Source organism: Alteromonas stellipolaris (assembly GCF_001562115.1).
In the GTDB taxonomy this organism is placed as follows: domain Bacteria; phylum Pseudomonadota; class Gammaproteobacteria; order Enterobacterales; family Alteromonadaceae; genus Alteromonas; species Alteromonas stellipolaris.
Window position 1 is genome coordinate 2,299,950 of sequence record NZ_CP013926.1, and the last position, 24,472, is coordinate 2,324,421.

A 24,472-nucleotide genomic window follows, 5' to 3' on the forward strand; every position below is an offset into this window, starting at 1 on the left:
CTTACTCATCTTGCATCAGCCAGCCCTTAACAACTTGGGCTGACAATTCAGGCTCGTTCGCAACCAGTGCACGAACCGCTTTTAATACGTCTTCATCTTTATGTAAATCTGGCAGCATCAGTGAACCATCTGCCGCAAAGCCCACTTGACCTTCATCGAAATCAGTAGACAACATACTAATGGTTTCGTCACCAAGATCTAGGCCCTCGTCTGCATCAAAGTCATCCGCTTCTTTCGACTCATCAGGGTTAATCAAGCGACGTAGCATTGGTCTTATCACAAAGATGATAAGCACGATAATAACCAAACCACCAATGACTAGCTTAAGTATAGGCAAAAATGCAGGCTGTTCCCATATTGGCGCATCTTCAATAATACCATCATCCATACGGGTGAAAGGAACACTGACGACTTCCAACGAGTCGCCACGGGTCACGTCAAACCCAACACCACCTTGTAATAAACGGCGAATGTTTAACAAGGCTTCTTGATTACGAGGCTCTGCCGAGGTAGTGCCATCTTCACCAGCAACTTGAAGATAGTCTACCGCCACAGATACGCTTAACCGGCGGATTACGCCACTTTGTTTTTTGGTATGACTAATGGTGGTGTCCAGCTCGTAGTTTCGAGTAGAAACTTTCGATGTGCTGCCTGGCAACGTAGCTTGTGCACCAGTGGTCGCATTTTCGGGAATGTTTGAATCTAGCGGAGGTTGGTTAGTTAGCGCACCAGGAATACCCATGGCACCGCCACCTACACTATTTTGTTCGTTAATCATTTCACTACGAACAGCCGGTAAATCAGGATTATAGCTACGCTGAGTTTGCTCAAGTGCAGTAAAGTCCATACTAACATCCGCTTGCGCGGTGTAATTACCTATACCTAGAACTGGAATAAGAATGGCATCAATTTTTTCTAGATATTCTTGTTCACGCTGTCTTTCGATTTCATATTCTTTGCGTGCTCGAGCGCTTAGTGAGTCTTGAGAACCCGAATTTAGTAATCGACCATTGCTATCGGTAACTGTTACCGCAGAAGGCTCCATGTTTTGTACCGCTGACGCCACGATATCAATAACGGAATCAACTTCCTCTCCGGCAATCACCTTGCCGCGCTTAGCAGTAAGTACTACAGTAGCAGAGGCTTTTTTCTCACGACGAGCAAATACATTCTCTTTTGGCATCGCCAATAGAACCCGTGCTTTTTGTATACTTGAGATATCTTCAATAGTGGCAGCGATTTGTTGCTCACGGGCGTGTTTCAAGCGTTCCATCTCTACCCGCTGGCTTACCCCGAATCCCATGTCCTGCATGATAATATCGGTTCCAGCATCGGAAGAGCCGGTTAAGCCCTGACGCGTCATGCCCAAGCGTATAGTTTGAAATTCATCGCTTCGAACGTATACCGTATTCCCCTCTAAACGATATTCGATTTGGTTAGCGTCCATATAATCCAAGGTTTCAATAAGCTCTTGGGTTTCCATTTTTGCTAACGGACGAAAATCAGGCTCTTGTGCCCAAATTAATATGAAGACTGCAATGGCGACACATATAACAAGCACTACCACTAACGCCATTTGGCGCATCATGTCTGCACTGCCTAAGGTATCCATGAATCCTGATTTATTCTCAGGCTCGCTATCGTTACCCATAGATGGGTCGTTAACGGTCAAATTTGTGCCTGTTGCTTCAGCCATGACTTACTCCAACTACACCGGCATGTTCATAATGGTTTTATACGCTTCAAGTACCTTGTTACGTACTTGCACTGTGGCCTCAAAAGCTATGCCTGCCTTTTCTTTAGTTAGCATAACTTCGGCAAGGCTTAGTGACTTATCACCCATTTCAAACCGCTGCTGTAAATCTTTAGATTCTAATTGCATGCCATTAACCCCATCTACCGCTTGCTTAAGCATGGTAGAGAACTCGTTGGCCGAGGGATTAATCTCGTTTGATGGTTGAAGTTCGTTTGCAGGCATACGAGTTTGCCCAATCATGCTTTGCATTTCTTGGTACAAACTATTGGCTTTAACGTCCATAACCACTCCTTCGAATGTCGGTGGGGAATTGCCGCTTAACGACAATGCGCTTTAATTACTTATGCTTAGCTATAAGCAAGCGGCAAGCCAACTTTAAAACCCACCTAAAATCAATTTAAAAACAATAAGTTATGGAGTTTTTCAAGGGGGTTGCCAATTTTATGACAGAGAGGGGAGAATAGCGTCAAGAAAGTGAATAGACGTAAGATTATGTAAAAACGCGAAGCAAAAATGCTCGGTGGCAGCGCAGAAGGTCTCGCACGTTGCCGTGACGCCCAGTCCAAGCCAGTATAAATACAAGCACAACTGCAAGTACAATACGAAAAGCACAGCACCTAAAGCGTTAAAAATAAGGGGCTAATCGCCCCTCATTACCAAACTAGTTTGAGATGTTAGGCCGGTAATTCAATCCCGTCTTCACGCATTCTAGCTAACTTATAGCGTAAGGTTCGAGGGCTGATACCCAATTTTTCTGCCACATCTTTACGCTTACCATTACATAGAGTAAGTGTATCAAGAATGATTTGATGCTCCTGCTGGCGAAGCTCTGAGCCTAAGCGACTATTGTCTTCTGGCTCATCCTGCTTTACTTCCATCTCATCATGCACAGCCATATCAATCATTAAGTCACCAGACTCTATGCTGCCGTCTTCACACAGTATAAGTGCCCGCTGAATAACGTTTTCAAGCTCTCGCACGTTACCTGGCCATGTATATTGCGCCAATTTGTTTCGTGCAGCTGCACTGAGACGTACATTGCCTAAGCCTTGCACACTTGTGTGACGATTAATAAGGTGTTCCGCTAACGGTACAATATCACCTGGACGCTCTGCGAGCGGGCGCCATGTGATAGGGAAAACATTTAGGCGGTAATATAAATCTTCTCGAAAGTTTCCAAGCTCTACCGCTTTACGTAAATCTCGGTTACTGGTTGCAATAACCCGTACATCTAATTTAATCGTTTTACGTCCACCAAGCCGCTCTACTTCACGCTCTTGAATAACACGAAGTAGTTTTGCCTGAAGTGCTAAATCCATTTCGGTAATTTCATCTAATAGCAGTGTACCGCCTTGGGCTTGTTCAAACTTACCGGGGCAAGCTTGAATAGCGCCGGTAAACGCGCCTTTTTCATAACCAAACAATGTCGCTTCAAGCATATTTTCAGGAATAGCTGCGCAGTTGATTGCCACAAAAGGTGCATCTGCGCGAGAAGACTGGTCGTGTATATAGCGGGAAAGTACTTCCTTACCAGAACCACTTGGCCCAAGCACCATCACGGTCGCTTCTGACTTCGCCACTTTTCTTGATAATTCGAGTAATTTTAAACTAGAAGGGTCAGCCACGATAGGCGTGCAAGATTCGACTTTTTGTGCAGGCGCATAGCGTCCAACAAGATTAAGTAGCACTTCAGGCGCGAATGGTTTGGACAGATAATCAGTAGCCCCATCTCGCATGGCCTGCACGGCATCATCGATGGTGGCGTACGCTGTCATTAATAACACCGGAAGTTGAGGGTATTTCGCCTTAATGCTTTTTAATAAAGCAAGGCCACTCATTTCACCCATTTGGATATCACTTACCACAAGATCTATCTTTCTCCCCGCTAATACCATTAGCGCAGCCTCGGCACAGTCAGCATCCACAACATCGTAATCGCCTAGTAATAAGGTGTCGTACAACGCTTCGCGTAATCCAGCATCGTCTTCCACGATAAGAATAGTTGTTTTAGACATTTCTAATTCTCCTAGCAATTAAGCGACATTTGAGTGAGGCTTATTGTGTTGCCCGATAGCCTGAGTATTACAAGGTAATGAAAGCGTAAAGCAGGCACCACCTTCATTAAGATTGACCACGCTAAGCGAGCCATTATGCGCTTTAGCTACCGACTTCACCACGGCTAATCCTAGCCCTGTGCCATGGGTTTTGGTGGTAAAGAACGGCTCGAATATTTTATTGATTAAGGTATTTGGTACACCAGGCCCCTTATCATTAACGCAAAGCAGTACTCTATCTTCATGTACTACCGCATTAATCGACACCGTGTAACCCTTGGGCGTAACCTGACTCGCATTTTGGATAAGATTCAATACAGCACCTTGCAGCGCAGTGAGGTTACCCGTGATAAGTGCATCGGTTGAATCAAAGCCATTAAAAGTAATCTTTTGTGCGTGCTGCGCGGTGATAGTTTGCGCGTTGGGCTCAATAGCTTCTCGCAAACTGGCGAGCGATAAGGTATTCACAACTTGTTGTTCACCAGATTTGGCAAACAACAGCATGTCATTAACTTGGCTTTCTAACTCTTTAAGTCTGTCTGTCATCTTTCGAGCAAACTGCTCAGATGCGTGCTGCGGTAAATCTTTTCGCGTTAAATTAGAGGCGTAGAGCATAGCTGCGGATAAAGGCGTACGAATCTGATGCGCAAGCGATGCCACCATTTTGCCTAATGAAGATAAACGCTGCATATGACTGACACTGGCTTGAAGCCGACGGGTTTCCGTCAAGTCTGTAATAACTATAAGCTGCCCTGGCTCATCTTCTAGTGGCGTTATAGAAAGCTTAACGCGACGACCATCTACCAATGACACTTCGTGACCATCGTCTGCACGCGGGTTAAATGAGCGAGAAATGATGCTACGCCATACTTGTTCTTCTAGCGGCTCGCCCAGTAATGCTTTGGCTAAGTCATTGGCTTGACGTACAACCCCTTTGCCGTCAATAACAATGACGCCTGCAGGCATGACTTGAAGCAAGTTTTCCAAACGACTAGCTTGGCGACGAAGTGAACTGACTTCTGCTTCACTCACATAAGACGGTGTTGTAGCCTCAAGCGCATGCTCGACACTAGGCACATCAAAAGATGAAGTGAATGTTTCGGAAGACGAAGTGCTGCTGTCGTGTGTGCTATCAAAAATCATATGGCTCTCGTCAATTTAAAGACGGTTTGTGTATATGATTTTACATTGCAGAAGACATGCCAGTTTTATAGGCTTTAATATTCAATGAGTTACATCAAAATAAGATGAAAGTTTAACGTCAATTACCTGACGTTAAACTTCTTCCATGCGTTGAATGTCGTACTTACGCATCTTCTCAACAAGCGTGGTTCTTCGCATTCCAAGCTTATCGGCAGCGCGAGCGACAACCCATTCTTGTTGTTCTAACGCTTGGCGAATGAGGGTAATTTCAAGTTCAGATAAGTATTCTTTCAGATTAACCCCTTCCTCAGGCAACGACGAGGAAAGCGGCAAACTGTTCTCTTCCTCAGGCTCGTCAAAGTGCTCTTGAGAGGCTGATTCGGCAAAAAGCGCATTAAACGCATCTCGCTCTAACAATTCTTCAGGGTAATCTGGTTCGTACGCTTGAATCTCACCGTACTGGTATTTCTCTGGAAGGTCGGCCACATCAACGATTTGACCGGGATAAAGAATACTTAAACGCTCAACAAGGTTTGATAGCTCTCGTACGTTACCCGCCCAGTTATGCTCCATTAACGATGCAATGGCGCGCTCAGTGAAACGTACGCTATCTACACCATCACCTTGAATACGACTGTTGAGTTCTTGCAATAGCAAGGGAATGTCATCTTTACGCTGACGTAACGCGGGGCTATCGATAGGGAACACATTTAAGCGGTAATAGAGATCTTCACGAAACTTATCTTCTTTGATCATAGTTTCTAGATGACGATGGGTAGCCGCAATAATACGAACGTTGCATTGTAGAGGCTTACTGCCGCCTACTCGCTCATAAATACGCTCTTGCAGCACCCGAAGCAGTTTGACTTGCATCTGCAACGGCATGTCGCCAATTTCATCTAGAAATAATGTTCCGCCTTCGGCTAACTCAAAACGGCCTTTACGAGCACTTATTGCACCGGTAAACGCGCCTTTTTCGTGACCAAACAATTCACTTTCAAGTAGCTCGCCGGGAATAGCACCGCAGTTAACAGGAATAAAAGGGCCGTCTTTACGTTCTGACAAGAAATGTACATTACGTGCCACCACCTCTTTACCTGTACCAGATTCGCCCAAAATCAGCACTGTAGCCTCTGTTGGAGCTACTTGCTCTACTAAACGGCGTACAATCTGAATTTCGTCGCTCTTACCAACCAAACTTCTAAAAAGACGCGTTTTAGAGCCACCAGCACGTGTTTTACCCGGCTTTCTGCGACTATATTCTTGGCATCGGTGAATTGATTGCGTAAGTACTGGGTAAGTAAGCGGTAAGGTGATCACGCTGACTAAATTGCACGACGCGGCTACTTCGCCATTTGAATGTAAAATGGCAACGAATGGTATGTGTGGAAAACGAGCAACCAGTGAATTTATCACTGACGGCGACGCGTACTCAATAAGTACCGCATCTGCGCCCTTTTCTTTCAGGTAACTTTCACAGTCAGAAAGCCCTCGTGACTGACACGACTCTCCCAAAAAGGTGACTATGGTTTCTAAGCTATGAATTAGTTCCTGGCTATCACTAACCAGCAAAATATCCTTCATCAAATCCCCGAGAACGCTTTGTTATTATTTACAGTTTAGCGCATTTGTAAATTGTAACGACAAAAGATCGCAGCGCAACTGGTGTTTTCGGAAATGTAGCAATAAAAAAAGCAGGTTTCCCTGCTTCTTTCGAATAACTCACTCAAATTTAATGTTTAACTGAGCAGCGCCAAAACCTGCCCTTGCTGCTGATTCGCTTGGGCTTGAACCGTTAAAGCCGCTTGTCCTTGCACATCATTTGCCGCTTGTTGAGAGCTGGCTTGAGCGTAATCTAAATCTTGAATTCGGCTACGCGCTTCTGCCGTGTTCACATTGGATTGGGTTAAATTTCGAGCAGTACTAGCCAAACTATTTTGCGTAGCGCCTAAATCGCCACGTGCACCACCTAAAATTTCAATCGCCTCGTCGGTAGCACTTAATGCATCATCAATATTACTACCAGAGGTTAAATCGATAGAAAGAACATCTGATAGTTGGCTGCCTATATCTTGGGTTTTAATATCAACTGAGTTGCCAGCATTGGCCCCAACTTGAAAACTCAACGCGCCATTGTCAGACAACAAGGGTTTACCTGCAAAATTGGTTTGCTCAATGGTAAAGCTAATGTTCTCTTGAAGCTGTGATATTTCAGATTGCAGCGCTTGACGGTCGCCGTCGCTTAAAACGCCATTACCTGACTGAATAGTAAGTTCACGTATACGATTTACATCATCGTTGATGTTACTTAACCCGCCTTCAGCAACTTGAGCTAACGATATACCATCATAAACGTTGTTCACAGCCTGACGATTACCTTCAACCTCAGAGGTTAAACGGTCAATAATTTGCTGGGCAGCAGCGCCGTCTGATGCGCTATTAATTTCTTTTCCGGACGCAAGTTTTTCCAAAAGCGTATTTTGCTTTTCTTGTACTTGCTGAAGAAGCGAACTGCCGATGTCAGAATCAACTTTCAACATTTTAACCTCCGGTTAAGTGTCAGTAGTGGTAATTAGTTCAGTAATTATACAGCATTTTCGTAAACCCAAGTACCCCACTACATTATTAATAAGTATACATTGCCATACTCATATATGGATTAGCGTGCTAAATTTGTGTTTAAAAGCGAAAAATAGCGAATAGGAACTGTTAAAAACTAATGGTTTATGGCATTCGCGCCGACACATGATATATTTATTTTCATAATGATAAAAATAGCGAGCGAGACATGTTCGACGGTAAATCAATACTGATAACAGGTGGCACTGGGTCTTTTGGCCACAAATATACAGAAACCTTGTTGTCTCGTTACAAGCCTAAGCGCTTAATCATCTACTCTCGTGATGAACTTAAGCAATACGAAATGCAGCAAAAATTTAACGCATCTTGCATGCGATATTTCATTGGTGATGTTCGTGATAAAGACAGATTAACCCGCGCTATGCAGGGCGTTGATTATGTTATTCACGCGGCCGCTATGAAACAAGTTCCTGCTGCTGAGTACAACCCCACCGAGTGTATTCGTACTAATATAGATGGCGCCGAAAACGTTATAAATGCCGCCATTGATAACGGGGTGAGTAAAGTCATTGCATTATCTACTGACAAAGCCGCTAACCCCGTAAATTTGTACGGCGCAACGAAATTGGCTTCAGATAAATTATTCGTAGCAGCCAATAATATGGTTGGCGGTAAGAAACCTCGTTTCTCAGTGGTTCGCTATGGCAATGTGGTGGGCTCAAGAGGCTCAGTAGTGCCCTTTTTCAACAAGTTAATTGATGAAGGTAGCGACCATATCCCCATTACACATCAGGATATGACGCGCTTCTGGATCACCCTTCAGCAAGGCGTTGATTTTGTATTGAAAAACTTCGCTCGTATGCTTGGTGGGGAGATTTTTGTGCCTAAAATCCCTTCTATTCGCATTACCGAATTAGCAAAAGCGATGGCACCTAACTTACCGATAAAAATTATTGGTATACGACCAGGTGAAAAACTACATGAAATGATGTGCCCAGGCGATATGGCATTTCACACTTATGAATTTGACGATCATTTCGAGATAGCGCCGTTAGTCGTTGAAGAAAACAGCGATAGCAGTTATCACCTCTATGTAGTTCGGTTTATTGGCATTGATGACGCTCAGCATCGCCATGCTATAACGTTTTTGCGCGAACAAGGTATTGTAGGGCACGTTCATTATATTCCGATTTATCTTCAACCTTACTATCAAGCTTTGGGCTTCGAAAAGGGCTATTGCCCGAATGCCGAGATCTACTACAAACAAGCGATTACCCTTCCACTATTTCCAAGCCTTACGCCTTCACAAATTTCATTTGTGGCCGATAAAGTAAAAGAAGCACGCTTACTCGTCGCTTGAAAAGTGCCGCGAGTACAAGTAAAGAAGCCGTAATGAAAGCAAAGATATAGAGCACGTTACTCATGAATATAGCCATTATTCCTGCCCGAGGCGGAAGTAAGCGCATTCCTCGAAAGAATATTAAGTTATTTCGAGGAAAGCCTATTATTGCCTATTCGATAGAAGCCGCCCTTAGCAGTATTGCTATAGATAAAGTTGTGGTGTCCACTGACGACAGGGAAATTGCCGATATTGCCATTCAATATGGTGCAGAAGTGCCTTTCTTAAGAGAAGTATCACTGGCAGACGACAAAACTGGTACTACGCCAGTAATTCGCAGTGCGCTTGAATCGTTAGTCGCACTCGGATGGAATGTTGATGTATGCGCGTGCTTATATGCTACCGCCCCTTTTCTAACAGGCACTTTGATTAACGATGCGGTACACCGGCTTCAGCAAGACAATGCTGAATTTGTTTTTACGGTAAATCAATTCTCTTTTCCTATTCAACGAGCACTCTTGCAAACTGAGCAGGGCGAGGTTATGCCATTCAATCCTGAAACGATTGGTAAGCGATCACAAGATTTACCAGACACCTTTCACGATGCTGGGCAGCTATACGTTGCTAATGCCACCACATGGCTAGATAAAACCAAGCGCGTGTTTTCACCTCAATCTCGCATGATTAAACTCCCATCACACCTTGTTCAAGACATCGATACTCCTGAAGATTGGAAGCGTGCAGAAGTCTTGTACAAAGTACTTAAAGAGATGGGTGAATGCTAAAAGTCGTTTTTCGTGTTGATGCTTCAATCGCTATTGGGGCTGGCCACGTTATGCGTTGCCTTACCTTAGCCCACGCACTAGGTGGCAAAGCATATTGTGAATTTATTGTCAGTAAAAGCGGAGCCGCACTTTCATCTAAGATAAAAGCTTCTGGGTATAATGTGCATGTTATTGCTGACATAGACAACGACCCGGCGCAACACGCGACGAATACGTTAGCAGTAATATTGCCTGAAACCGACCTGATTATTATCGACCACTATAACTTGGACACGCGTTACGAAACACATTTATACAACAAGGTTTCGGGTGTAATGGTTATTGATGATCTCGCCAATAGAAAGCACCACTGCAATCTGCTTTTAGATGGCAACTTGCTGCCAAATAGTGCTTCACGATACAAAGACCTTGTTCCTAAAGACTGCGCCACGCTTTTGGGGCCGCAGTTCGCGTTATTACGAGAAGAGTTCTACACGCCTACACAAACAAAAACCCCAAAACACATACTCAACGTTGCACTTCAAACCAACGAGAAACAAAAAAGAAAACGTATTCTAGTTTGCTTTGGGGGTACAGATCCGCAAAATGTAACCGATAAAACCCTATCAGCGATAAGTAAGCTAGACACTACACTTTTTGACGTTGATGTCGTGATTGGCAGCCAGCATAAGAGTTATGCTCAGATTGTTTCAAAAGTGGCGCAGTTTTCTACTATGTCATTGCACGTAGATACCACACAAATGGCAGTGCTTATGCGGCACGCGACAATAATGATTGGCGCGGGTGGCAGTATGCACTGGGAACGCTGTGTATCAGCTCTGCCTAGCATAGTTATTACACTTGCCGCCAATCAAGTCGCGACGACAAAATATTTGTCAGAATTGGGAGCCTGCAAATGGCTTGGCGACAGTGAAACGGTAACGAAGGACGCCATTGCGCATTCTGTATTAGCGTTGTTAAATGATGCAACGGCTCGGCGACACATGGCTAATATCGCATCACAGATTGTTCCAATAGATGGCGGCGCTGTTGCAGTGGTTGATGTAATAGTAGCGCAGATGAATAAGATAAAGGGCGAGACGGTGTTAAACAGTAGAATCTTAAGAGAGGAAGGCTAACGTGGATACATTTTCAATTGGTCACCATACCATTGGTGACACACAGCCCCCTTTTATTATTGCGGAATTATCGGGTAATCATAACCAAGATCTTGATGTTGCTTTGGCCATGGTAGACGCTGCCGCAGAAGCTGGTGTTCATGCATTAAAGCTACAGACTTACACTGCTGATACCATGACATTAGATATTGCTACTGGCGAGTTTTATATTGATGATGAGAATAGCCTGTGGCACGGTTCGTCGTTATATCAGCTATATGAAAAAGCGTTTACGCCATGGGAGTGGCATAACGCTATTTTTGAACGAGCGAAAGAAAAAGGTATGGTTGCCTTTAGCACACCATTCGATCTTACTTCAGTAGCGTTTCTAGAAAGCCTAGAAGTACCTTGTTATAAAATAGCCTCATTTGAAAATACTGACCACGCGCTCATTGCTGCAGTGGCTAAAACAGGTAAACCCGTTATTGTCTCTACGGGTATGGCAAGTTTGACAGAAATTTCAGAAGCGGTAGATGTGTTACGTGACAATGGCTGTGAGAATTACGTGCTACTTAAATGTACTAGCCAATATCCTGCCGACCCAGTAAACGCTAACTTAATGACCTTGCCCCATTTAAAAGCCATGTTCGGATGCCATGTGGGATTATCTGATCACACTACGGGTATAGGGGTAGCCATTGCAGCTGCCGCACTAGGCGCGAGTGTAATTGAAAAGCATTTCGTTATTGATAGAAATGCAGGCGGCGTGGACGCGGCATTTTCTTTAGAACCGAAAGAATTTAAACAGCTAGTAGAAGAAAGCCAACGCGCACGCATTGCAGTGGGGGAAGTTAATTACGGCTGTACAGAAGCAGAGGTTAATTCACGGGTACACAGGCGTTCGCTTTATATCGCTAACGATTTAAAGGCGGGTGATGTTTTAACCCCCACAAACTTGCGTTCAATTAGACCAGGCCTTGGTTTGCCGGTTAAAAATTTGCCCATGCTGTTAGGAAAGCCTGTCAAACAAGATGTGGCAAAAGGTACCCCTATGAGCTGGGACCTTATTTAATCCCATGACGCATATTCCCGAAACACCCAAACAAGTGATACCCAAACAAGTAGCACCTAAACCAGCAGCGCCTCTTTCAAAAGCAACTAGCGCAAAAACTAAAACATCGCCGAGCAGTCAGTTTATACCGTTAAATGAAACGCACCTTGAAACGGTGCTTGGCTGGCGTAACTTGCCGCATATACGCGAAAACATGCACTCTACTGATGAGATAAGCTGGCAACAGCACCTTAGTTGGTTTGAAACACTTAAAAACAACGCGGGTAAGCAGTTCTTTGTGTTTATGCAAAACCAGCGCCCTATTGGGATTTTAAATTTCACTTTAATAGGCGCTATTAAGAATAGCAATGAACTGACTGCGCCCTGCATAGAATGGGGATGTTATATTGGTGAGGACAATGTGTGGCCTGGGTCAGGGTTACTATTAGAAATTGCCGCACTCGATTATGCATTTATCAGTAAAAATGCAGCAACCTTGTATGCCGAGGTGCTGTCGTCTAATCAATCCGTGCTCAAAATGCACAAATTGTTTCAATACGAAGCACTTGAAGATCGAATAGATGAAAAACCAGAGAAAAAAGACGGCACTACTGTTACGGTTAAGCGCTTTTTATACCAACAAAAGCAGTGGCTTACCAAACGGGAAAAAGTACTTTCAATGTTACCAAAGCAAATTGGCGCAGCGGCACAGCATATACACTTTGTTGATTAACGTAATTTGCGACTTCTTAAACTATCAATAATGAACGAGACCAATGAGCGATTTAAACAGAACTGAGTTAGCGCAAACTATTTTAGATACCATGTCGAATGTAGCGGTTATTGCAGATTGTACGCTCATCGATACCATTACTGATGAAACCGTACTGCTTCAAAGCGGTTTAGATTCACTAGGATTTGCCATGTTGGTAGCGCAGCTTGAAGAAGACTTAGGTATAGACCCATTTAGTGAAATGCAACTCGCCGTATACCCTCGTACTTTTGGAGAGTTCACCGCGCTTTATGCAAGTGCATTAAAGGGCTAACAGGGTGTTGTCGCTGCTCGAGCAGGTTTCAAAATTTTCAGGTATTGCGCTTGTTCACAATACAAGGGCAGATAAAAAGGCAGCAAAAAAGGTAGATAATAGCGTTAACGATGACGCTCGAGCTATTCAATACACCACTTACGAAACCCTAATTGCCGAAGCCAAAGCATTACGCGCTAAGGGAAACTTGCCTTGCCAGGCGGTACTTACTTTTGATGATCTAACCACCTTTGTAACCTATTTGCTAGCCTATGAAGGCGTGGTGGAAAATTTATATCTACAACCTGAAGCCCCGCTTGCTCTTCCTAATACAAGCAACGCATATAACAGCAGCACAAACACGGTAGATATCACACACAAAAAACCAGCTGCAACCGTGTGGCACTTGGCCACGTCTGGCACAACAGGTACGCCCAAATGGATTGCTCATACTAGCTCTAGTTTATGCCGCGCTATTAAACACGGACGGCAACATCAGCAAACCCGCTGGGCATTATGCTACCAACCCTTTCGCTATGCAGGCCTGCAAGTAATCTTACAAAGCCTGCTCAATGGCGCCACGTTAGTAGATTGCACCACCGCAGATACCGCCAAAAAAGTAGATATCATTAGGCGCGAGAAAGTAAATGCGATTTCCGCCACCCCCACCCTTTGGCGTCAATTTTTATTAAGCGGCGCTTTTTCAGATAGCTCGCCTACTTTCACTATCGAGAAGATAACTCTTGGGGGAGAAATTACCGATGCCCCGTTGATGGCCCTATTGGCAAGCCAATTTTCGAACGCAAAAATTATGCATGTATATGCATCTACTGAAGCTGGTGTAGGCTTTGCGGTTACCGACGGTCAGCCTGGTTTCCCAAAACAATGGCTAACTTCGGGAGTGAATGGTAATAGCTTAAAAGTGGATAGCGAAAATGTACTTTGGATCAAGGCTAACGCAGCGCAAAACACTAAATTAAACAAGATAAATAACACCATTGTAGAGGTCGATTCACAAGGCTACGTAAACACAAATGATGTAGTAATAATTAAAGACAATCGTGTTTACTTTAAAGGCAGAGCAAATGGTGCCATTAACGTCGGTGGGCAAAAAGTGCACCCCGAACATGTAGAACAAGTACTATTACAATCGCCATTAGTGTCACAAGCGCGAGTCTACGCGAAGCAAAGCAGTATCATGGGGCAACTCGTCGTGGCAGATGTTGTGCTCTCTGCTAGCAAAGACATCGAAACAAAACCCACAATAGCGTTATTGCTACATTGTAAAAAGCATCTTGCTCGATTCGAAATGCCCACAAAAATTAACGTTACTGATAGCATAGCCATCAATGCCTCAGGCAAGATAGGCAGAGCACAACAAGCGTCAACAGAGTAAATATATGCAGCAACCAACATTGAATAAGAAACTAGTGATTGTGACGGGCGCGAGTCGAGGGCTAGGCCTTGCAATATGCCACTTATTGGCAGCAGATAACTACCAAGTGGTGGCGATTTCACGGGCAAGCAGTGACGCCCTTGATGCATTGTGTAGTGGCAATGATGTTACCCATATTCCATTTGATTTAGGGAACCTTGATTCACTTCACGAACTGACTAAATCAATAGTGAAAACACACGGTAGACCTTACGCGCTTATAAATAATGCCGCCGTAGGTTTTGATGGTGTGTTGGCCACTATGCATAACAGCGAGATAAACACGCTGCTGAATGTGAATGTTCAGGCGCCCATTTTACTGACCAAATATTTGTCTCGCGCCATGCTACTTAACCGCACGGGGCGAATTATCAATATTTCTTCAATTATTGCCAACACCGGATTTAATGGTTTAAGCGTTTATGCTGCCAGCAAAGCGGCGCTTGAAGGATTTACCCGCTCCCTTGCACGGGAAGTTGGAAAAGCCGGCATAACAGTGAATTGCGTAGCCCCTGGCTACATGCAGACGGATATGACAGATAGCCTTACTGGCGACAAGCTTGAAGCAGTGAAACGCCGTAGTCCGCTAGGCACACTTGCCACGCCTGAAGATGCGGCAGGCGCCGTATTGTATTTATTAAGTGATAGCGCAAAATCAATTACAGGTACAACCATAACCGTTGATGCTGGCAGCACGGCTTAGCTAGTTGGCTTAAATTTTTGGTTTGGCAGGCAACGTCATAAGAACGTTTAATTATCGATTAATGTTAGTTACGAACTCGATACGGATTGGACAGGCATTGGCATTGGCATTGGCATTGGCATTGGCGAGAGCTTAGCGAGAACGCATTACTATGCAGAGCAATATTAATACCTCACAACCAGTATACGTAGCACCAGCCAACCCAGCAGGAAGGGCGCTTGCGAGTGCACTAACGGCTGAGGGATACAACGTATGCGGGCTTGCTGATAATTTAAAGCAAGCCGATGGAATAATAAACTCACACGCTCAATCAAAACCTGATGCCATCGTTATTATTTGCAACGGCCCATACACTCATAATGTCGCCAAAGGGCTTATGGCAAGAGGGTTTGCTCCCCACCAGCTTTACACTTCGTTAAGAGAAGATGTCGACACCACAGTGCAAACGCAAAGCTCTGGCGCAAGCGCTCACTCGGACATTCGCCCATACAAAACGCCGATAAGCGAAAAGTTTAAGTCATTTCGGTTTAGAATATTATCGTTCACCATCAAGGTATTAAGGAGCATAGTGCCGCAACGGGGCTATGTGTATTACGCAGAGCAGTTTTTTGATACCAATATGCTGTTAGCGTACCGACAACACCGAAGACAATACCCTGATGAACCCTGGTTGATAGGCAGAAATATCAAGCAAGATTTAACCATGCTGGATGCCGACAATCATCTACTACGCTTATTTTCGCTTTACGGGCTGTGGAAAATGGTACGTGCTAAAAAGATGGTGGTAGATCATGAGTTCACCGGGAATACCTTCACCCTTTTAAGAAAGTTTATTCCTGTTGTACAGCTATGGCACGGGTTACCTTATAAAGCGTTGAGCGGAAATATTCATTACCCTGATATTTGCGATGATGCCTTCATATCTAGTTCATCATGGTTTAACGAACACATCTTTCCCACTATTTTTAGGGCTAAACGCTATTTAGATTTCGGATACCCTCGAAATGATGTGTTTAGTCAATCACCTCAAGCGCGAGACTGGATAAACGCTGAGCCTCTCAGCACATTGACGCATATTCAAAATACCACAGGTAGTATTATTGTATACGCCCCCACCTATCGCGATTGGGGGGATAACGATTATCCGTTAGATTTAGATAAGATAAACGCGTGGTGTGAGAATAATAAACGCGCTTTTATTTTAAAATTTCACCCGTTTATTTCACGTCAATTTGGGGATGCCATGGCACTGCCTGATAGTGAAAATGTTCAAACGCTTCCTTCGCACCCTCATATCTATTTATACCCTAGTGGAAAGAATATATACCCTTGGCTGGCCGATGCAGAAACCTTGATTACTGACTATTCGTCAATCGCGTATGACTTTTTATTGGCAGACAAACCGATTATTTATTTTCAATATGACAAGCAGGATTATCTGAAATTACGTGGAAATACATTGGTGAGTGACAATGATTTTATTGCGGGGGAAGTGGCGTTGACTATTGATGAATTACTTCGTCTTCTTACCGACTCTGCGGCAGCAAATACTGAATTAGTATCAGCACTGCGTGATAAATTTTTGCTCGGTAACAAACCGGCTTGCCCATTAATTCTTGAAGAGGTTAGAAGTTAAATCTTACAATAGTAATTGCCATCTTCTCTCTAGTCGTTAGCACTCAGGTAATACTCATCGAAAATTGACATTATCGTTTCAACAGTATCAGGCGTAATGTGTCTATTATCTTCTTTCCAAGGCGACTCAATGTAGTCATTTACTAACTCGTATGATGGGAAATAGAGGGCATCTGCATGCTCCTTTTGACTTAAAAACTCATGCAATACAGCACGGAGTGTTGCTTTAGAGGCAGTATTCGCGGCAACTACTGACTTTCCGTGATACGAACCAAGGAGCGGTATTGGGGAAAGGGTAAACAATACTTTCGCACAAGGAACGTTACTTTTGATTAAGTTATAAATTCGACGTAAATTCTCTAAATTTTCGGAAAAGGAAACAAACCGACTTTCAAATCGAGTTGGATCTAAGCGTCTATTTGGCACAAACTTCCAGAGGTATTGCTCACTCTCTTTGTCATACCAGGCCTCTGTGAGACCCAATGTTATTATAAAAAAGTCTGTTTCTTTAATAATTTGTTTGCAGGCTTCCAGACTATGGTATGTCTGTGCTTTTTCTTCGGCGGAACCGATGAAAACGGAGCCCAAAGGTTTGTTGTTAAACGCCCACTCAAACTGGGCAAGTAGAGCCGGTGTATGCACCATTATTTCGTCAATACGAATTAAATCCGATTGATTGTGGTCCCAGCTATGAGCATTAACCTGATAACCTTTTTTGAGTAAATAGCGAGAAACATTTCCAGCGAAACAAGAGCCAAAGGCAGTTATTTTTGTATTTTTAGTAATCAATGGCTCAGGCGGGGCGTAACCGTGCATAAAATAGTCTGAGACCGCCTCGGCACTCTCAAGTTGCGTATTACCTGGCCAACGATTCAAGCCATTGAACCCATGCTTTTCTAAAACGCTCAACTTACGCATCTCTGTCTCCGGTATTAATCATTCTCACACCTTTATTATCGGCCATACTCCAGTACGCTTAACACTTTTCTTAAACTAAATAAAAAGTTACCTTGACCAGCCTTATTCAATGAAACGCTTTAGAATATTGAATAATTGCCGTTAAACCATGTGACTACTTATAAGTAAAGGCGCCCCAAATGCTTTCTGAAAGATTTAAAAATGATAACGTCGCGAGGTTAACATTAAAGGAAGCGCAACTAGCCGCTAGGAACGAGTATTTGTCTCAAGTGGCTCTTGGCAAATATCAGTTCGAATCGGTACTTTGTGAATGTGGAAGTAATGATCTGGAAATTTTGGCTAAAAAAGACAGATACGCCATTCCGATTACCACACAGATATGCAAGTCATGCGGCCAAGTTTTCAGCTCTCCACGCTTAAACCAAACAAGCACCTCAGATTTTTATGCTAATTTGTACAGAAAGCTCTATGTAGGGGCCGCGGCTGCAGACGAACAGTTTTTTAATCGACAGGTTCGTCACGGCAATCGAATATTACGCTATTTATCAGATGTTATTAAGCCCAATAGAGGTTCTGTTTTAGAAATTGGCTGTGGTGCCGGAGGAATATTAAAGCCTCTCGAAGAAGCTGGCTATTCGTGTATTGGGGTGGATTTAGGGGACACCTATTTAGACATGGGCCGACAATTTGGGTTAACTCTTCATTGTATGTCTTCTCAACAACTTTATGAAACTACAAAAGAAAAATTCAATTTAGTTATTCTCAGCCATGTGTTTGAACACTTTCTTGATATAGAGAAAGAACTCAACACCATCTCATCGCTTCTTGCAAAAAATGGCCTTCTCTATATAGAAGTTCCAGGCTTATTCAACCTCAGAAACACTTATGACAGTGACTTTCTTAAATACTTGCAAAATGCACACAACTATCACTTTAACTTGGCATTATTGAAAAGAGTACTTGGTAAATATGGATTTTCATTTGTGAAGGGTAATGAAAATGTACAAGCCGTATTTAAGAAATCTGACAACTCTGTACCTTGCACTGATAATCAATACCCAAGCATTCGCGCATATTTAGATGACCTAGAGAGCAATCGAGAATGTTACGTTAAGCAACAAAGTGAGAACGCTGAATTAGCGATACGTCAACGCTTTAGCGAGCTCGATTTAACACTCAGTGCTTTCCCCGACAAATCCGTATCTCTTTACGGAACTGGCCTGCACACGAAACAATTACTGTCTTACATCACTCAAGCAAAAAAGTTAAAAAATATCATATCGCCAGATGCGGCAGAACATGGGAACACAATGGGAAACCTTCCGATAATTGCCCTTGAAGAACAGATTCCAAAGGCTATTGTTATTTCATCCAATTCGTATCAAGAAACGATATTTAGACGAATAAATCATCTTGAATCTAGTGGGGTTGAGATTATTTGCCTGTACAAGTGATTCACTTAGCATTAGCTATGCTGGAGGATAAGTTACTGCTGACGCTTAAGTGCTAAATTAAATTCATCCAGCGTATCAATATCAATTGAATCAACTTCGTCCATCACAAATGAATAGGTGGTGGGCTGGTATTGTGCAAACAAACTATCAACCTGGTAAATGAAGATAGCGCCATTGGGCATGTAAACTCGGCCATTGTTCTGTCGATTAAATAATCCACCTTGGTTTAAGCTATCGTCAAGGAACCTAAGTTGCCCTTCGGAATTATCTTGTAGCAACCATCGGTACTTATTCTCAACTTGATAGACTGACGCTAGTGACTTTTCTTCGCTAGGAATACGTTCAAAATACTCAAGAGCAGCATTGATGTGCTCATAGGTTCTAAGCGGGGATGTGGGTTGAAGGCAAACAACCACATCATAAAATAGATTAGCTTTTGCCATCTCATCTACTGCATGTTTAAGTACTGACATCATTCCTGCTGTGTCATCAGAAAGTGTTTTGGGTCGAATAAAAGGCACATGTGCCCCCCACTTTTTTGCCACTTCTGCATACTTATTACAATCGGTAGATACGACAGCATCTAGCACATATTTTGACTGCTTAGCGGCCTCTATACTCCATGCTAATAAAGGCTTGCCATTAAATGGCAGTATATTTTTGTCTTTGAGCCCTTTTGAGCCAGAGCGGGCTGGAATAACAGCTAAAACGCGCGGATGATTAGCCATCACGAATTCAACAACGCCGCTGTACTTTCGTAGCTTTCTTGCAAGCTACCATCGTAAACTTCAAGCGTAATCGTTTTATTGTTTAGAGCGACACTTTCTAGCAACTTAAATACTTCGGTCCCCTTGTGCAGCCCATGATTGGTATCGGCCATGCCATTATTATCACTAAAGTGTAGGTAGTCAGATTGTGCAACCAAGGTTTTAAGTTCATTGTCAAAACTTAGGCCCAAGCTATTACAGCTTACCTTAAGGTGTGCAATATCAAGCAACAATGGTGCGCCTGTGGCCTTTTGCAATTTTTTTATTGATACGCTGTCTGTCGCTAGAAACGGATTACCTTGCGTGAAGGTCTTGTGATTTGCAGCCGATAAAACATTATTTTCCACATAGAGTTTTACACCGTGCTCAATAGCTCTATCGTTGACTTTTTCCCATGCAGCAGCGAACAATTCAATGGCCTCATTCTCAGGCTGTAGTGCAACATTTGTAAATGCTTTACCTAACTTGTTTGTGTCGGGCTGCAGACGAAACCCTGCATGAATACCGTATACTGACGCCTCCAATTCATTTGATAATTCAATAACATTGAGAACATGCTCGATGGAACGGCGTCGTTCAAATTTATCATGAGATGATAAATTCAAAACAAAATGCTCTTTGGGAGGGGGAAAGTAGTTGTGGCATCGATACGTTAAGCCTAGCTCAGATTTTAATGCAATTAACTCTGCTTTCCACTCAGGGTATAAATTAGTTCCCCCGGAAAGTTCGATATTTGTAAAACCTTGATCAGCCAACATTTTAACGCTTTGCGCGATACGGCTATTATTGACACAACTGCTGGAAACAAAAATAGCCGAGTTCATGGTTTCACCTTTCTAGCTGGACTACCTACGTAAAGTCCTGGCTCATCAATATCACAATTCACAAACGCGTTAGCACCAATAATAACACCATCTGTTAAGCGCACACCTTCTCGGATAACCGCGCCAGCTCCTACAAAGCATCTATCTCCAAGCGAACAACGCCCTAATACCATAGCACCAACAGCAATATGGCTATGACATCCTATTCGGGATTCATGCTCAACAATAGCATGGGTATTAACAATCGTGTTTTCACCCACGATACATAAAGGACCAACATAAGCGCCTGAAAATATTTGAGAGCCCCGTTGCGCTGTCGCATTTTCGTCTATGCTTGCGCGCAGATGTACTAATGGCTTATTCCACAATCGAGTGTGGTACTGGTGAAACATGGCTTCTCGTATTTTGTTATCGCCTACTGATAGGACTAGAGACTCTACAGATTTTGCCAAATCCGATACAACCGGTATACCCATCACGTTTTCATCCGCTAAGGCTGTGCTATCGACTATACGCGCCACTTGCACATCAATTGAACGAAGTAGCGATAATACTGAACGAGCATGCCCTCCGGCACCAAGCAAGGTGATTACGTCAGACATTTACTATATCGCCTACGTTCAATAACTTTGTCGCTAATTTTCCATATACACTTTGGACATAATTAGCAGGGATCCCTACACCACCAGTTCGTTTCGCGCAAATATTACTCTCATTAAAGGCAACACCTGGCTCAATATGACAACTCGCCACTAAACACTTTTGAAGTGAAAGCCTGTTTTCACGCTCACACAATTCCACACGTTTTATATTGCGCCCCATCATGGTATCTACTCGCCTTATTTCACGCATAAAGCTAATTAATTCATCGGGTGAAAGCGATGCTTGGTGGTCAGGGCCAGGCAATGTCTTATCTAGCGTAAAGTGTTTCTCGATAACTAAAGCTCCAGCGGCAACTGCATAGGGCGAAGCACCTATGCCTACCGTGTGATCGGAATAACCAGCGATAATCCCATAGTCTTCCGCGTATTTGCGAATAACTCTTAGGTTCAAGTCAGCCTCTGGCGCAGGGTAACTGGAGGTACATTGGAGTAACACCACATCTTTACAGGCTTCATGAATTGCAGAAATAGCGTGATCGACTTCTGACTGCTCACTCATGCCGGTAGATAATATAATCGGAACACCTATCTTAGCGGCATCTAGAAGAAAAGGAGTATTGGTTAAGTCAGTGGACGATATCTTTAATGCTGACAATCCCAACGTAGCGAGAAAAGAAAGGCTAGGTTCATCAAATGGCGTAACTAGAAAATCAATGCTTTTAGTTGCGGCATACTCTGCTAACACCTTGCATTCATCCGCACTAATCTCCAGTGCCTTCAACATTTCATACTGTGATTGACTATCAGTTTTATTACCAACTTGATATGCGGCTTTTTTTACATCAGCTTTAATAAGGGCATCAGTATTAAAGAGCTGAAATTTAACCGCATCTGCGCCTGCAGAAACCGCTGTGTCTATTAGTTTCTTAGCCAACGCGATATCACCATTGTGATTCACCCCGGCTTCTGCAATGACATAGGTAGGCTCCCCTGCCCCTATAGTATGTTTTCCTATGGTGACATTTTTAGAAAAGCGATAAATTGTCATTTCGAAAGGCTCCGTTGGCGGTTGGTAATTGCGGTACTGATGATTTCACACACTCTTTGAATATCTTCACAACTCAAACCTACAAAAGTGGGCAATGACAAACCAGATGAAGATAATACATCGGTAGATTTCAGCGCAGCTCTTTCATTTGAATAAGGCGGTTGCTGATGTAATGGGTAAAAGAACAATCGCGACTCTATTTGGTGTTCCGTTAAAATACCTTGTAATTCGGCTGCACTAATTCCACTTAACGCTTCATCTATTCTTAAGGACATAAGCCAATTAACAGGTATAGCCCCCTTAATAACTCTTTTAAAAATGACCCCAGGAACATCCGTTAGATATTTTTTGTAGAGAGCTTCTTGTTCACTACGTGCTTTTGCAAATTCATCGAACACATTGAGCTGAGAAACGCCAATAGCAGCTTGAATGTTGGTCATTCTATAGTTTAATCCCGCTATATCATGCCAATATCGTTTCTCGGTGCTCATGCCGTGATCTCTTAGCGTTCTGATTTTAAGCGCGAGTGCATCACTATCTGTCGTCACCATCCCTCCCTCGCCGGTGGAAAGGAGTTTATTCGCAAAAAAGCTATAGCACCCCATATCACCAAAAGTACCTAAATAACGGCCATCTAGTGTAGCACCAAGCGACTCAGCACAATCTTCAATAACGCTTAAGCCGTTGCGTTTAGCGAAATCATTAATCTCATGCATCCGTGCCGGGTTCCCGTATAGATGTACGGGAATAATAGCTTTAGTTTTGTCTGATAACACCGCCTCAGCGTCGTTAACATCCAGTGTCCACTCATCTTTATTTACACAACAAAGCACAGGTGTTGCGCCACATAAAATAACTGCATTTGCGGTAGCGGCAAACGTTAGGTCGGGCACAATAACTTCATCTTCCGATCCGATCCCTAAACAGAGCAACGCGAGATGAAGTGCAGCCGTCCCACTGCTAACGCTGATGGCGTGCTTAGCCCCGCATTTTTCTGCAAATTCGTTTTCGAACCTCTCGACGTAAGCCCCTTTCGATGAAATCCACCCCGAATCTAAACAATCAACAACAAAGGTTTTTGCTTCTTGAGTGAGATAAGGCTTTGATACTGGTATAAAATCACTGTTGCTATTCATTACTATACTTATTTAAAATCGCTTCATCTCTTGAAAGGGATAAGTCGTGAGTCATCATTTCATTTACCATTTCATTCAGTGTGACTTTGGGTTTCCAACCTAATTCACGCTCCGCTTTACTTGCATCCCCCCACAATACGTCCACTTCATTTGGGCGAAAATAAAAAGGATCTATTTTTACTACTACATCACCGACATTAAGGCTACTTATAAAGCTACCTAAAAGTGTTTCCGTTTTTTCTTTATCAATTGTATCTATTCGCGCTATTTCATCTACACCACTACCTTGCCAAGCAAGCGTGATACCTAGTTCAGCAAAACTCAATTCAACAAACTGCCTTACCGAGGTTTTACTTCCTGACGCGATGACATAATCTTCAGGTTTATCTTTCTGAAGCATCAGCCATTGAGCTTCGACATAATCCTTAGCATGCCCCCAGTCCCTTTGTGCATCTAGGTTACCTAAGTATAGGCAATCTTGAAGACCATAAATCATACGCGCGATAGCTGAGGTAATTTTACGGGTAACAAAAGTTTTACCCCGTAGCTTAGACTCGTGATTGAATAAAATGCCGTTACAGGCAAACATCCCGTAAGACTCTCGGTAATTAACGACAGACCAGTAAGCATATAATTTTGCAGTGGCATAAGGTGAGCGAGGATAAAACGGCGTAGTTTCACTTTGCCGAGGCTCTTGAATTTTGCCATACAACTCAGACGTTGAAGCTTGATAGAACTTTACTTTATCAGCCTGTTTCAAGGTTCTAATTGCATCTAGTAGGCGTAAGGTACCAATAGCATTTACGTCAGCTGTATTTTCTGGAGCGTTAAATGAAACATGTACGTGACTTTGCGCGGCTAAGTTATACACTTCTGTGGGTTCAATATCGGCCAGTAATCTTACCAATGACAGTGGATCAGACATGTCGCCATAGTGTAGATAGAAATTATTTTTAGTCCCTTGGGGAGGCTGAACAAGATCGTGTACGCGATCTAAGTTTGGCAATGAAGCCCGTCGCCTTAACCCGTGAACTTCGTAGCCTTTACCCAGCAAAAAGCGCGATAGATATGCGCCGTCTTGCCCTGTAACCCCAGTGATTAGTGCTATTTTCTTTGCCAT

23 protein-coding genes are annotated in these 24,472 nt (G+C 43.3%); 10 read left to right on the top strand and 13 right to left on the bottom strand.

The features are described 5' to 3' along the window. Position 1: 1 nt before the first annotated feature. The 6 genes from fliF to AVL57_RS09785 all read right to left on the bottom strand — a co-directional run bounded on the left by fliF (position 2) and on the right by AVL57_RS09785 (position 7,493). Positions 2–1,696: a flagellar basal-body MS-ring/collar protein FliF gene (fliF, locus tag AVL57_RS09760; protein WP_057793310.1), complete on the bottom strand. Its 1,695-nt coding sequence runs from the start codon at positions 1,694–1,696 to the stop codon at positions 2–4. A gap of 12 nt (positions 1,697–1,708) precedes the next feature. Then, positions 1,709–2,038 (bottom strand): flagellar hook-basal body complex protein FliE, encoded by a 330-nt coding sequence (gene fliE, locus AVL57_RS09765; RefSeq protein WP_013785107.1) that lies wholly within the window; start codon positions 2,036–2,038, stop codon positions 1,709–1,711. A gap of 392 nt (positions 2,039–2,430) precedes the next feature. Then, positions 2,431–3,771: a sigma-54-dependent transcriptional regulator gene (locus AVL57_RS09770; protein ID WP_057793311.1), complete on the bottom strand. Its 1,341-nt coding sequence runs from the start codon at positions 3,769–3,771 to the stop codon at positions 2,431–2,433. A gap of 18 nt (positions 3,772–3,789) precedes the next feature. Beyond that, entirely contained in the window at positions 3,790–4,953 is a 1,164-nt protein-coding gene (locus AVL57_RS09775; RefSeq protein WP_057793313.1) for a sensor histidine kinase, read from the bottom strand. A 132-nt stretch (positions 4,954–5,085) separates the two neighbouring features. Further along, the gene (locus AVL57_RS09780) at positions 5,086–6,537 is read right to left on the bottom strand and encodes a sigma-54 dependent transcriptional regulator (protein ID WP_057793314.1); all 1,452 of its coding nucleotides are present in this window, start codon (positions 6,535–6,537) and stop codon (positions 5,086–5,088) included. A 155-nt stretch (positions 6,538–6,692) separates the two neighbouring features. After that, entirely contained in the window at positions 6,693–7,493 is an 801-nt protein-coding gene (locus AVL57_RS09785; protein WP_057793315.1) for a flagellin, read from the bottom strand. A 248-nt stretch (positions 7,494–7,741) separates the two neighbouring features. On the opposite strand from AVL57_RS09785, the gene pseB reads away from it, so the two are divergent. The 9 genes from pseB (at position 7,742) to AVL57_RS09830 (ending at position 16,604) form a co-directional block, all read left to right on the top strand. Further along, complete coding sequence (gene pseB, locus AVL57_RS09790) at positions 7,742–8,893, top strand: UDP-N-acetylglucosamine 4,6-dehydratase (inverting) (RefSeq protein WP_082759562.1); 1,152 nt, start codon at positions 7,742–7,744, stop codon at positions 8,891–8,893. A 62-nt stretch (positions 8,894–8,955) separates the two neighbouring features. Next, positions 8,956–9,657, top strand: coding sequence for a pseudaminic acid cytidylyltransferase (gene pseF, locus AVL57_RS09795; RefSeq protein ID WP_057793320.1), 702 nt, complete (start codon positions 8,956–8,958; stop codon positions 9,655–9,657). Continuing rightward, positions 9,651–10,775, top strand: coding sequence for a UDP-2,4-diacetamido-2,4,6-trideoxy-beta-L-altropyranose hydrolase (gene pseG, locus AVL57_RS09800; protein WP_057793322.1), 1,125 nt, complete (start codon positions 9,651–9,653; stop codon positions 10,773–10,775). The genes pseF and pseG overlap by 7 nt, the downstream gene beginning before the upstream one ends. Position 10,776: 1 nt before the next feature. After that, positions 10,777–11,826, top strand: coding sequence for a pseudaminic acid synthase (gene pseI, locus AVL57_RS09805; RefSeq protein WP_057793324.1), 1,050 nt, complete (start codon positions 10,777–10,779; stop codon positions 11,824–11,826). 4 nt (positions 11,827–11,830) lie between these two features. After that, positions 11,831–12,538 carry a UDP-4-amino-4,6-dideoxy-N-acetyl-beta-L-altrosamine N-acetyltransferase gene (gene pseH / locus AVL57_RS09810; RefSeq protein ID WP_082604954.1) on the top strand — a complete coding sequence of 236 codons (708 nt, stop codon included), beginning with the start codon at positions 11,831–11,833 and terminating at the stop codon, positions 12,536–12,538. A gap of 43 nt (positions 12,539–12,581) precedes the next feature. Continuing rightward, positions 12,582–12,851: an acyl carrier protein gene (locus AVL57_RS09815; protein ID WP_057793326.1), complete on the top strand. Its 270-nt coding sequence runs from the start codon at positions 12,582–12,584 to the stop codon at positions 12,849–12,851. A gap of 4 nt (positions 12,852–12,855) precedes the next feature. After that, complete coding sequence (locus tag AVL57_RS09820) at positions 12,856–14,226, top strand: ANL family adenylate-forming protein (RefSeq protein ID WP_057793328.1); 1,371 nt, start codon at positions 12,856–12,858, stop codon at positions 14,224–14,226. Between the two features lie 4 nt (positions 14,227–14,230). Continuing rightward, a complete protein-coding gene (locus AVL57_RS09825; protein ID WP_057793330.1) occupies positions 14,231–14,968 on the top strand; it encodes an SDR family NAD(P)-dependent oxidoreductase in 738 nt (245 codons plus the stop codon). 151 nt (positions 14,969–15,119) lie between these two features. After that, entirely contained in the window at positions 15,120–16,604 is a 1,485-nt protein-coding gene (locus tag AVL57_RS09830; RefSeq protein WP_057793333.1) for a CDP-glycerol glycerophosphotransferase family protein, read from the top strand. A 29-nt stretch (positions 16,605–16,633) separates the two neighbouring features. On the opposite strand, the gene AVL57_RS09835 is transcribed toward AVL57_RS09830, so the two are convergent. After that, positions 16,634–17,521: a GSCFA domain-containing protein gene (locus tag AVL57_RS09835; RefSeq protein WP_057793335.1), complete on the bottom strand. Its 888-nt coding sequence runs from the start codon at positions 17,519–17,521 to the stop codon at positions 16,634–16,636. Positions 17,522–17,700: 179 nt separating this feature from the next. Between AVL57_RS09835 and AVL57_RS09840 the strand changes: the two genes are divergently transcribed. Then, on the top strand, positions 17,701–18,975 hold the full coding sequence (locus AVL57_RS09840; protein WP_057793337.1) for a class I SAM-dependent methyltransferase: 1,275 nt from the start codon (positions 17,701–17,703) through the stop codon (positions 18,973–18,975). A 32-nt stretch (positions 18,976–19,007) separates the two neighbouring features. On the opposite strand, the gene AVL57_RS09845 is transcribed toward AVL57_RS09840, so the two are convergent. Genes AVL57_RS09845 through gmd form a run of 6 tightly spaced genes read right to left on the bottom strand, consistent with a single transcriptional unit; the run spans position 19,008 to position 24,472 of the window. Continuing rightward, complete coding sequence (locus tag AVL57_RS09845) at positions 19,008–19,703, bottom strand: acylneuraminate cytidylyltransferase family protein (RefSeq protein WP_057793339.1); 696 nt, start codon at positions 19,701–19,703, stop codon at positions 19,008–19,010. Beyond that, positions 19,703–20,566: a sugar phosphate isomerase/epimerase family protein gene (locus AVL57_RS09850; protein ID WP_057793341.1), complete on the bottom strand. Its 864-nt coding sequence runs from the start codon at positions 20,564–20,566 to the stop codon at positions 19,703–19,705. The genes AVL57_RS09845 and AVL57_RS09850 overlap by 1 nt, the downstream gene beginning before the upstream one ends. After that, positions 20,563–21,168, bottom strand: coding sequence for a NeuD/PglB/VioB family sugar acetyltransferase (locus tag AVL57_RS09855; protein ID WP_057793343.1), 606 nt, complete (start codon positions 21,166–21,168; stop codon positions 20,563–20,565). Before AVL57_RS09855 ends, AVL57_RS09850 begins: the two co-directional genes overlap by 4 nt. Continuing rightward, a complete protein-coding gene (locus AVL57_RS09860; RefSeq protein ID WP_063457193.1) occupies positions 21,161–22,216 on the bottom strand; it encodes an N-acetylneuraminate synthase family protein in 1,056 nt (351 codons plus the stop codon). Before AVL57_RS09860 ends, AVL57_RS09855 begins: the two co-directional genes overlap by 8 nt. Beyond that, positions 22,213–23,352 (bottom strand): DegT/DnrJ/EryC1/StrS family aminotransferase, encoded by a 1,140-nt coding sequence (locus tag AVL57_RS09865; RefSeq protein WP_057793346.1) that lies wholly within the window; start codon positions 23,350–23,352, stop codon positions 22,213–22,215. Before AVL57_RS09865 ends, AVL57_RS09860 begins: the two co-directional genes overlap by 4 nt. Further along, the gene (gene gmd / locus AVL57_RS09870; RefSeq protein WP_057793347.1) at positions 23,345–24,472 is read right to left on the bottom strand and encodes a GDP-mannose 4,6-dehydratase; all 1,128 of its coding nucleotides are present in this window, start codon (positions 24,470–24,472) and stop codon (positions 23,345–23,347) included. Before gmd ends, AVL57_RS09865 begins: the two co-directional genes overlap by 8 nt.

Coding starts and splice junctions, on each gene's coding strand:
- AVL57_RS09775 (WP_057793313.1), bottom strand. CDS start 4,953: ATGATTTTTGATAGCACACACGACAGCAGCACTTCGTCTTCCGAAACA.
- AVL57_RS09780 (WP_057793314.1), bottom strand. CDS start 6,537: ATGAAGGATATTTTGCTGGTTAGTGATAGCCAGGAACTAATTCATAGC.
- pseG (WP_057793322.1), top strand. CDS start 9,651: ATGCTAAAAGTCGTTTTTCGTGTTGATGCTTCAATCGCTATTGGGGCT.
- AVL57_RS09860 (WP_063457193.1), bottom strand. CDS start 22,216: ATGACAATTTATCGCTTTTCTAAAAATGTCACCATAGGAAAACATACT.
- pseH (WP_082604954.1), top strand. CDS start 11,831: ATGACGCATATTCCCGAAACACCCAAACAAGTGATACCCAAACAAGTA.
- AVL57_RS09840 (WP_057793337.1), top strand. CDS start 17,701: ATGCTTTCTGAAAGATTTAAAAATGATAACGTCGCGAGGTTAACATTA.
- AVL57_RS09835 (WP_057793335.1), bottom strand. CDS start 17,521: ATGCGTAAGTTGAGCGTTTTAGAAAAGCATGGGTTCAATGGCTTGAAT.
- fliF (WP_057793310.1), bottom strand. CDS start 1,696: ATGGCTGAAGCAACAGGCACAAATTTGACCGTTAACGACCCATCTATG.
- AVL57_RS09785 (WP_057793315.1), bottom strand. CDS start 7,493: ATGTTGAAAGTTGATTCTGACATCGGCAGTTCGCTTCTTCAGCAAGTA.
- AVL57_RS09815 (WP_057793326.1), top strand. CDS start 12,582: ATGAGCGATTTAAACAGAACTGAGTTAGCGCAAACTATTTTAGATACC.
- AVL57_RS09865 (WP_057793346.1), bottom strand. CDS start 23,352: ATGAATAGCAACAGTGATTTTATACCAGTATCAAAGCCTTATCTCACT.
- AVL57_RS09845 (WP_057793339.1), bottom strand. CDS start 19,703: ATGGCTAATCATCCGCGCGTTTTAGCTGTTATTCCAGCCCGCTCTGGC.
- pseB (WP_082759562.1), top strand. CDS start 7,742: ATGTTCGACGGTAAATCAATACTGATAACAGGTGGCACTGGGTCTTTT.
- fliE (WP_013785107.1), bottom strand. CDS start 2,038: ATGGACGTTAAAGCCAATAGTTTGTACCAAGAAATGCAAAGCATGATT.
- AVL57_RS09830 (WP_057793333.1), top strand. CDS start 15,120: ATGCAGAGCAATATTAATACCTCACAACCAGTATACGTAGCACCAGCC.
- AVL57_RS09825 (WP_057793330.1), top strand. CDS start 14,231: ATGCAGCAACCAACATTGAATAAGAAACTAGTGATTGTGACGGGCGCG.
- pseF (WP_057793320.1), top strand. CDS start 8,956: ATGAATATAGCCATTATTCCTGCCCGAGGCGGAAGTAAGCGCATTCCT.
- gmd (WP_057793347.1), bottom strand. CDS start 24,472: ATGGCAAAGAAAATAGCACTAATCACTGGGGTTACAGGGCAAGACGGC.
- AVL57_RS09855 (WP_057793343.1), bottom strand. CDS start 21,168: ATGTCTGACGTAATCACCTTGCTTGGTGCCGGAGGGCATGCTCGTTCA.
- AVL57_RS09770 (WP_057793311.1), bottom strand. CDS start 3,771: ATGTCTAAAACAACTATTCTTATCGTGGAAGACGATGCTGGATTACGC.
- AVL57_RS09850 (WP_057793341.1), bottom strand. CDS start 20,566: ATGAACTCGGCTATTTTTGTTTCCAGCAGTTGTGTCAATAATAGCCGT.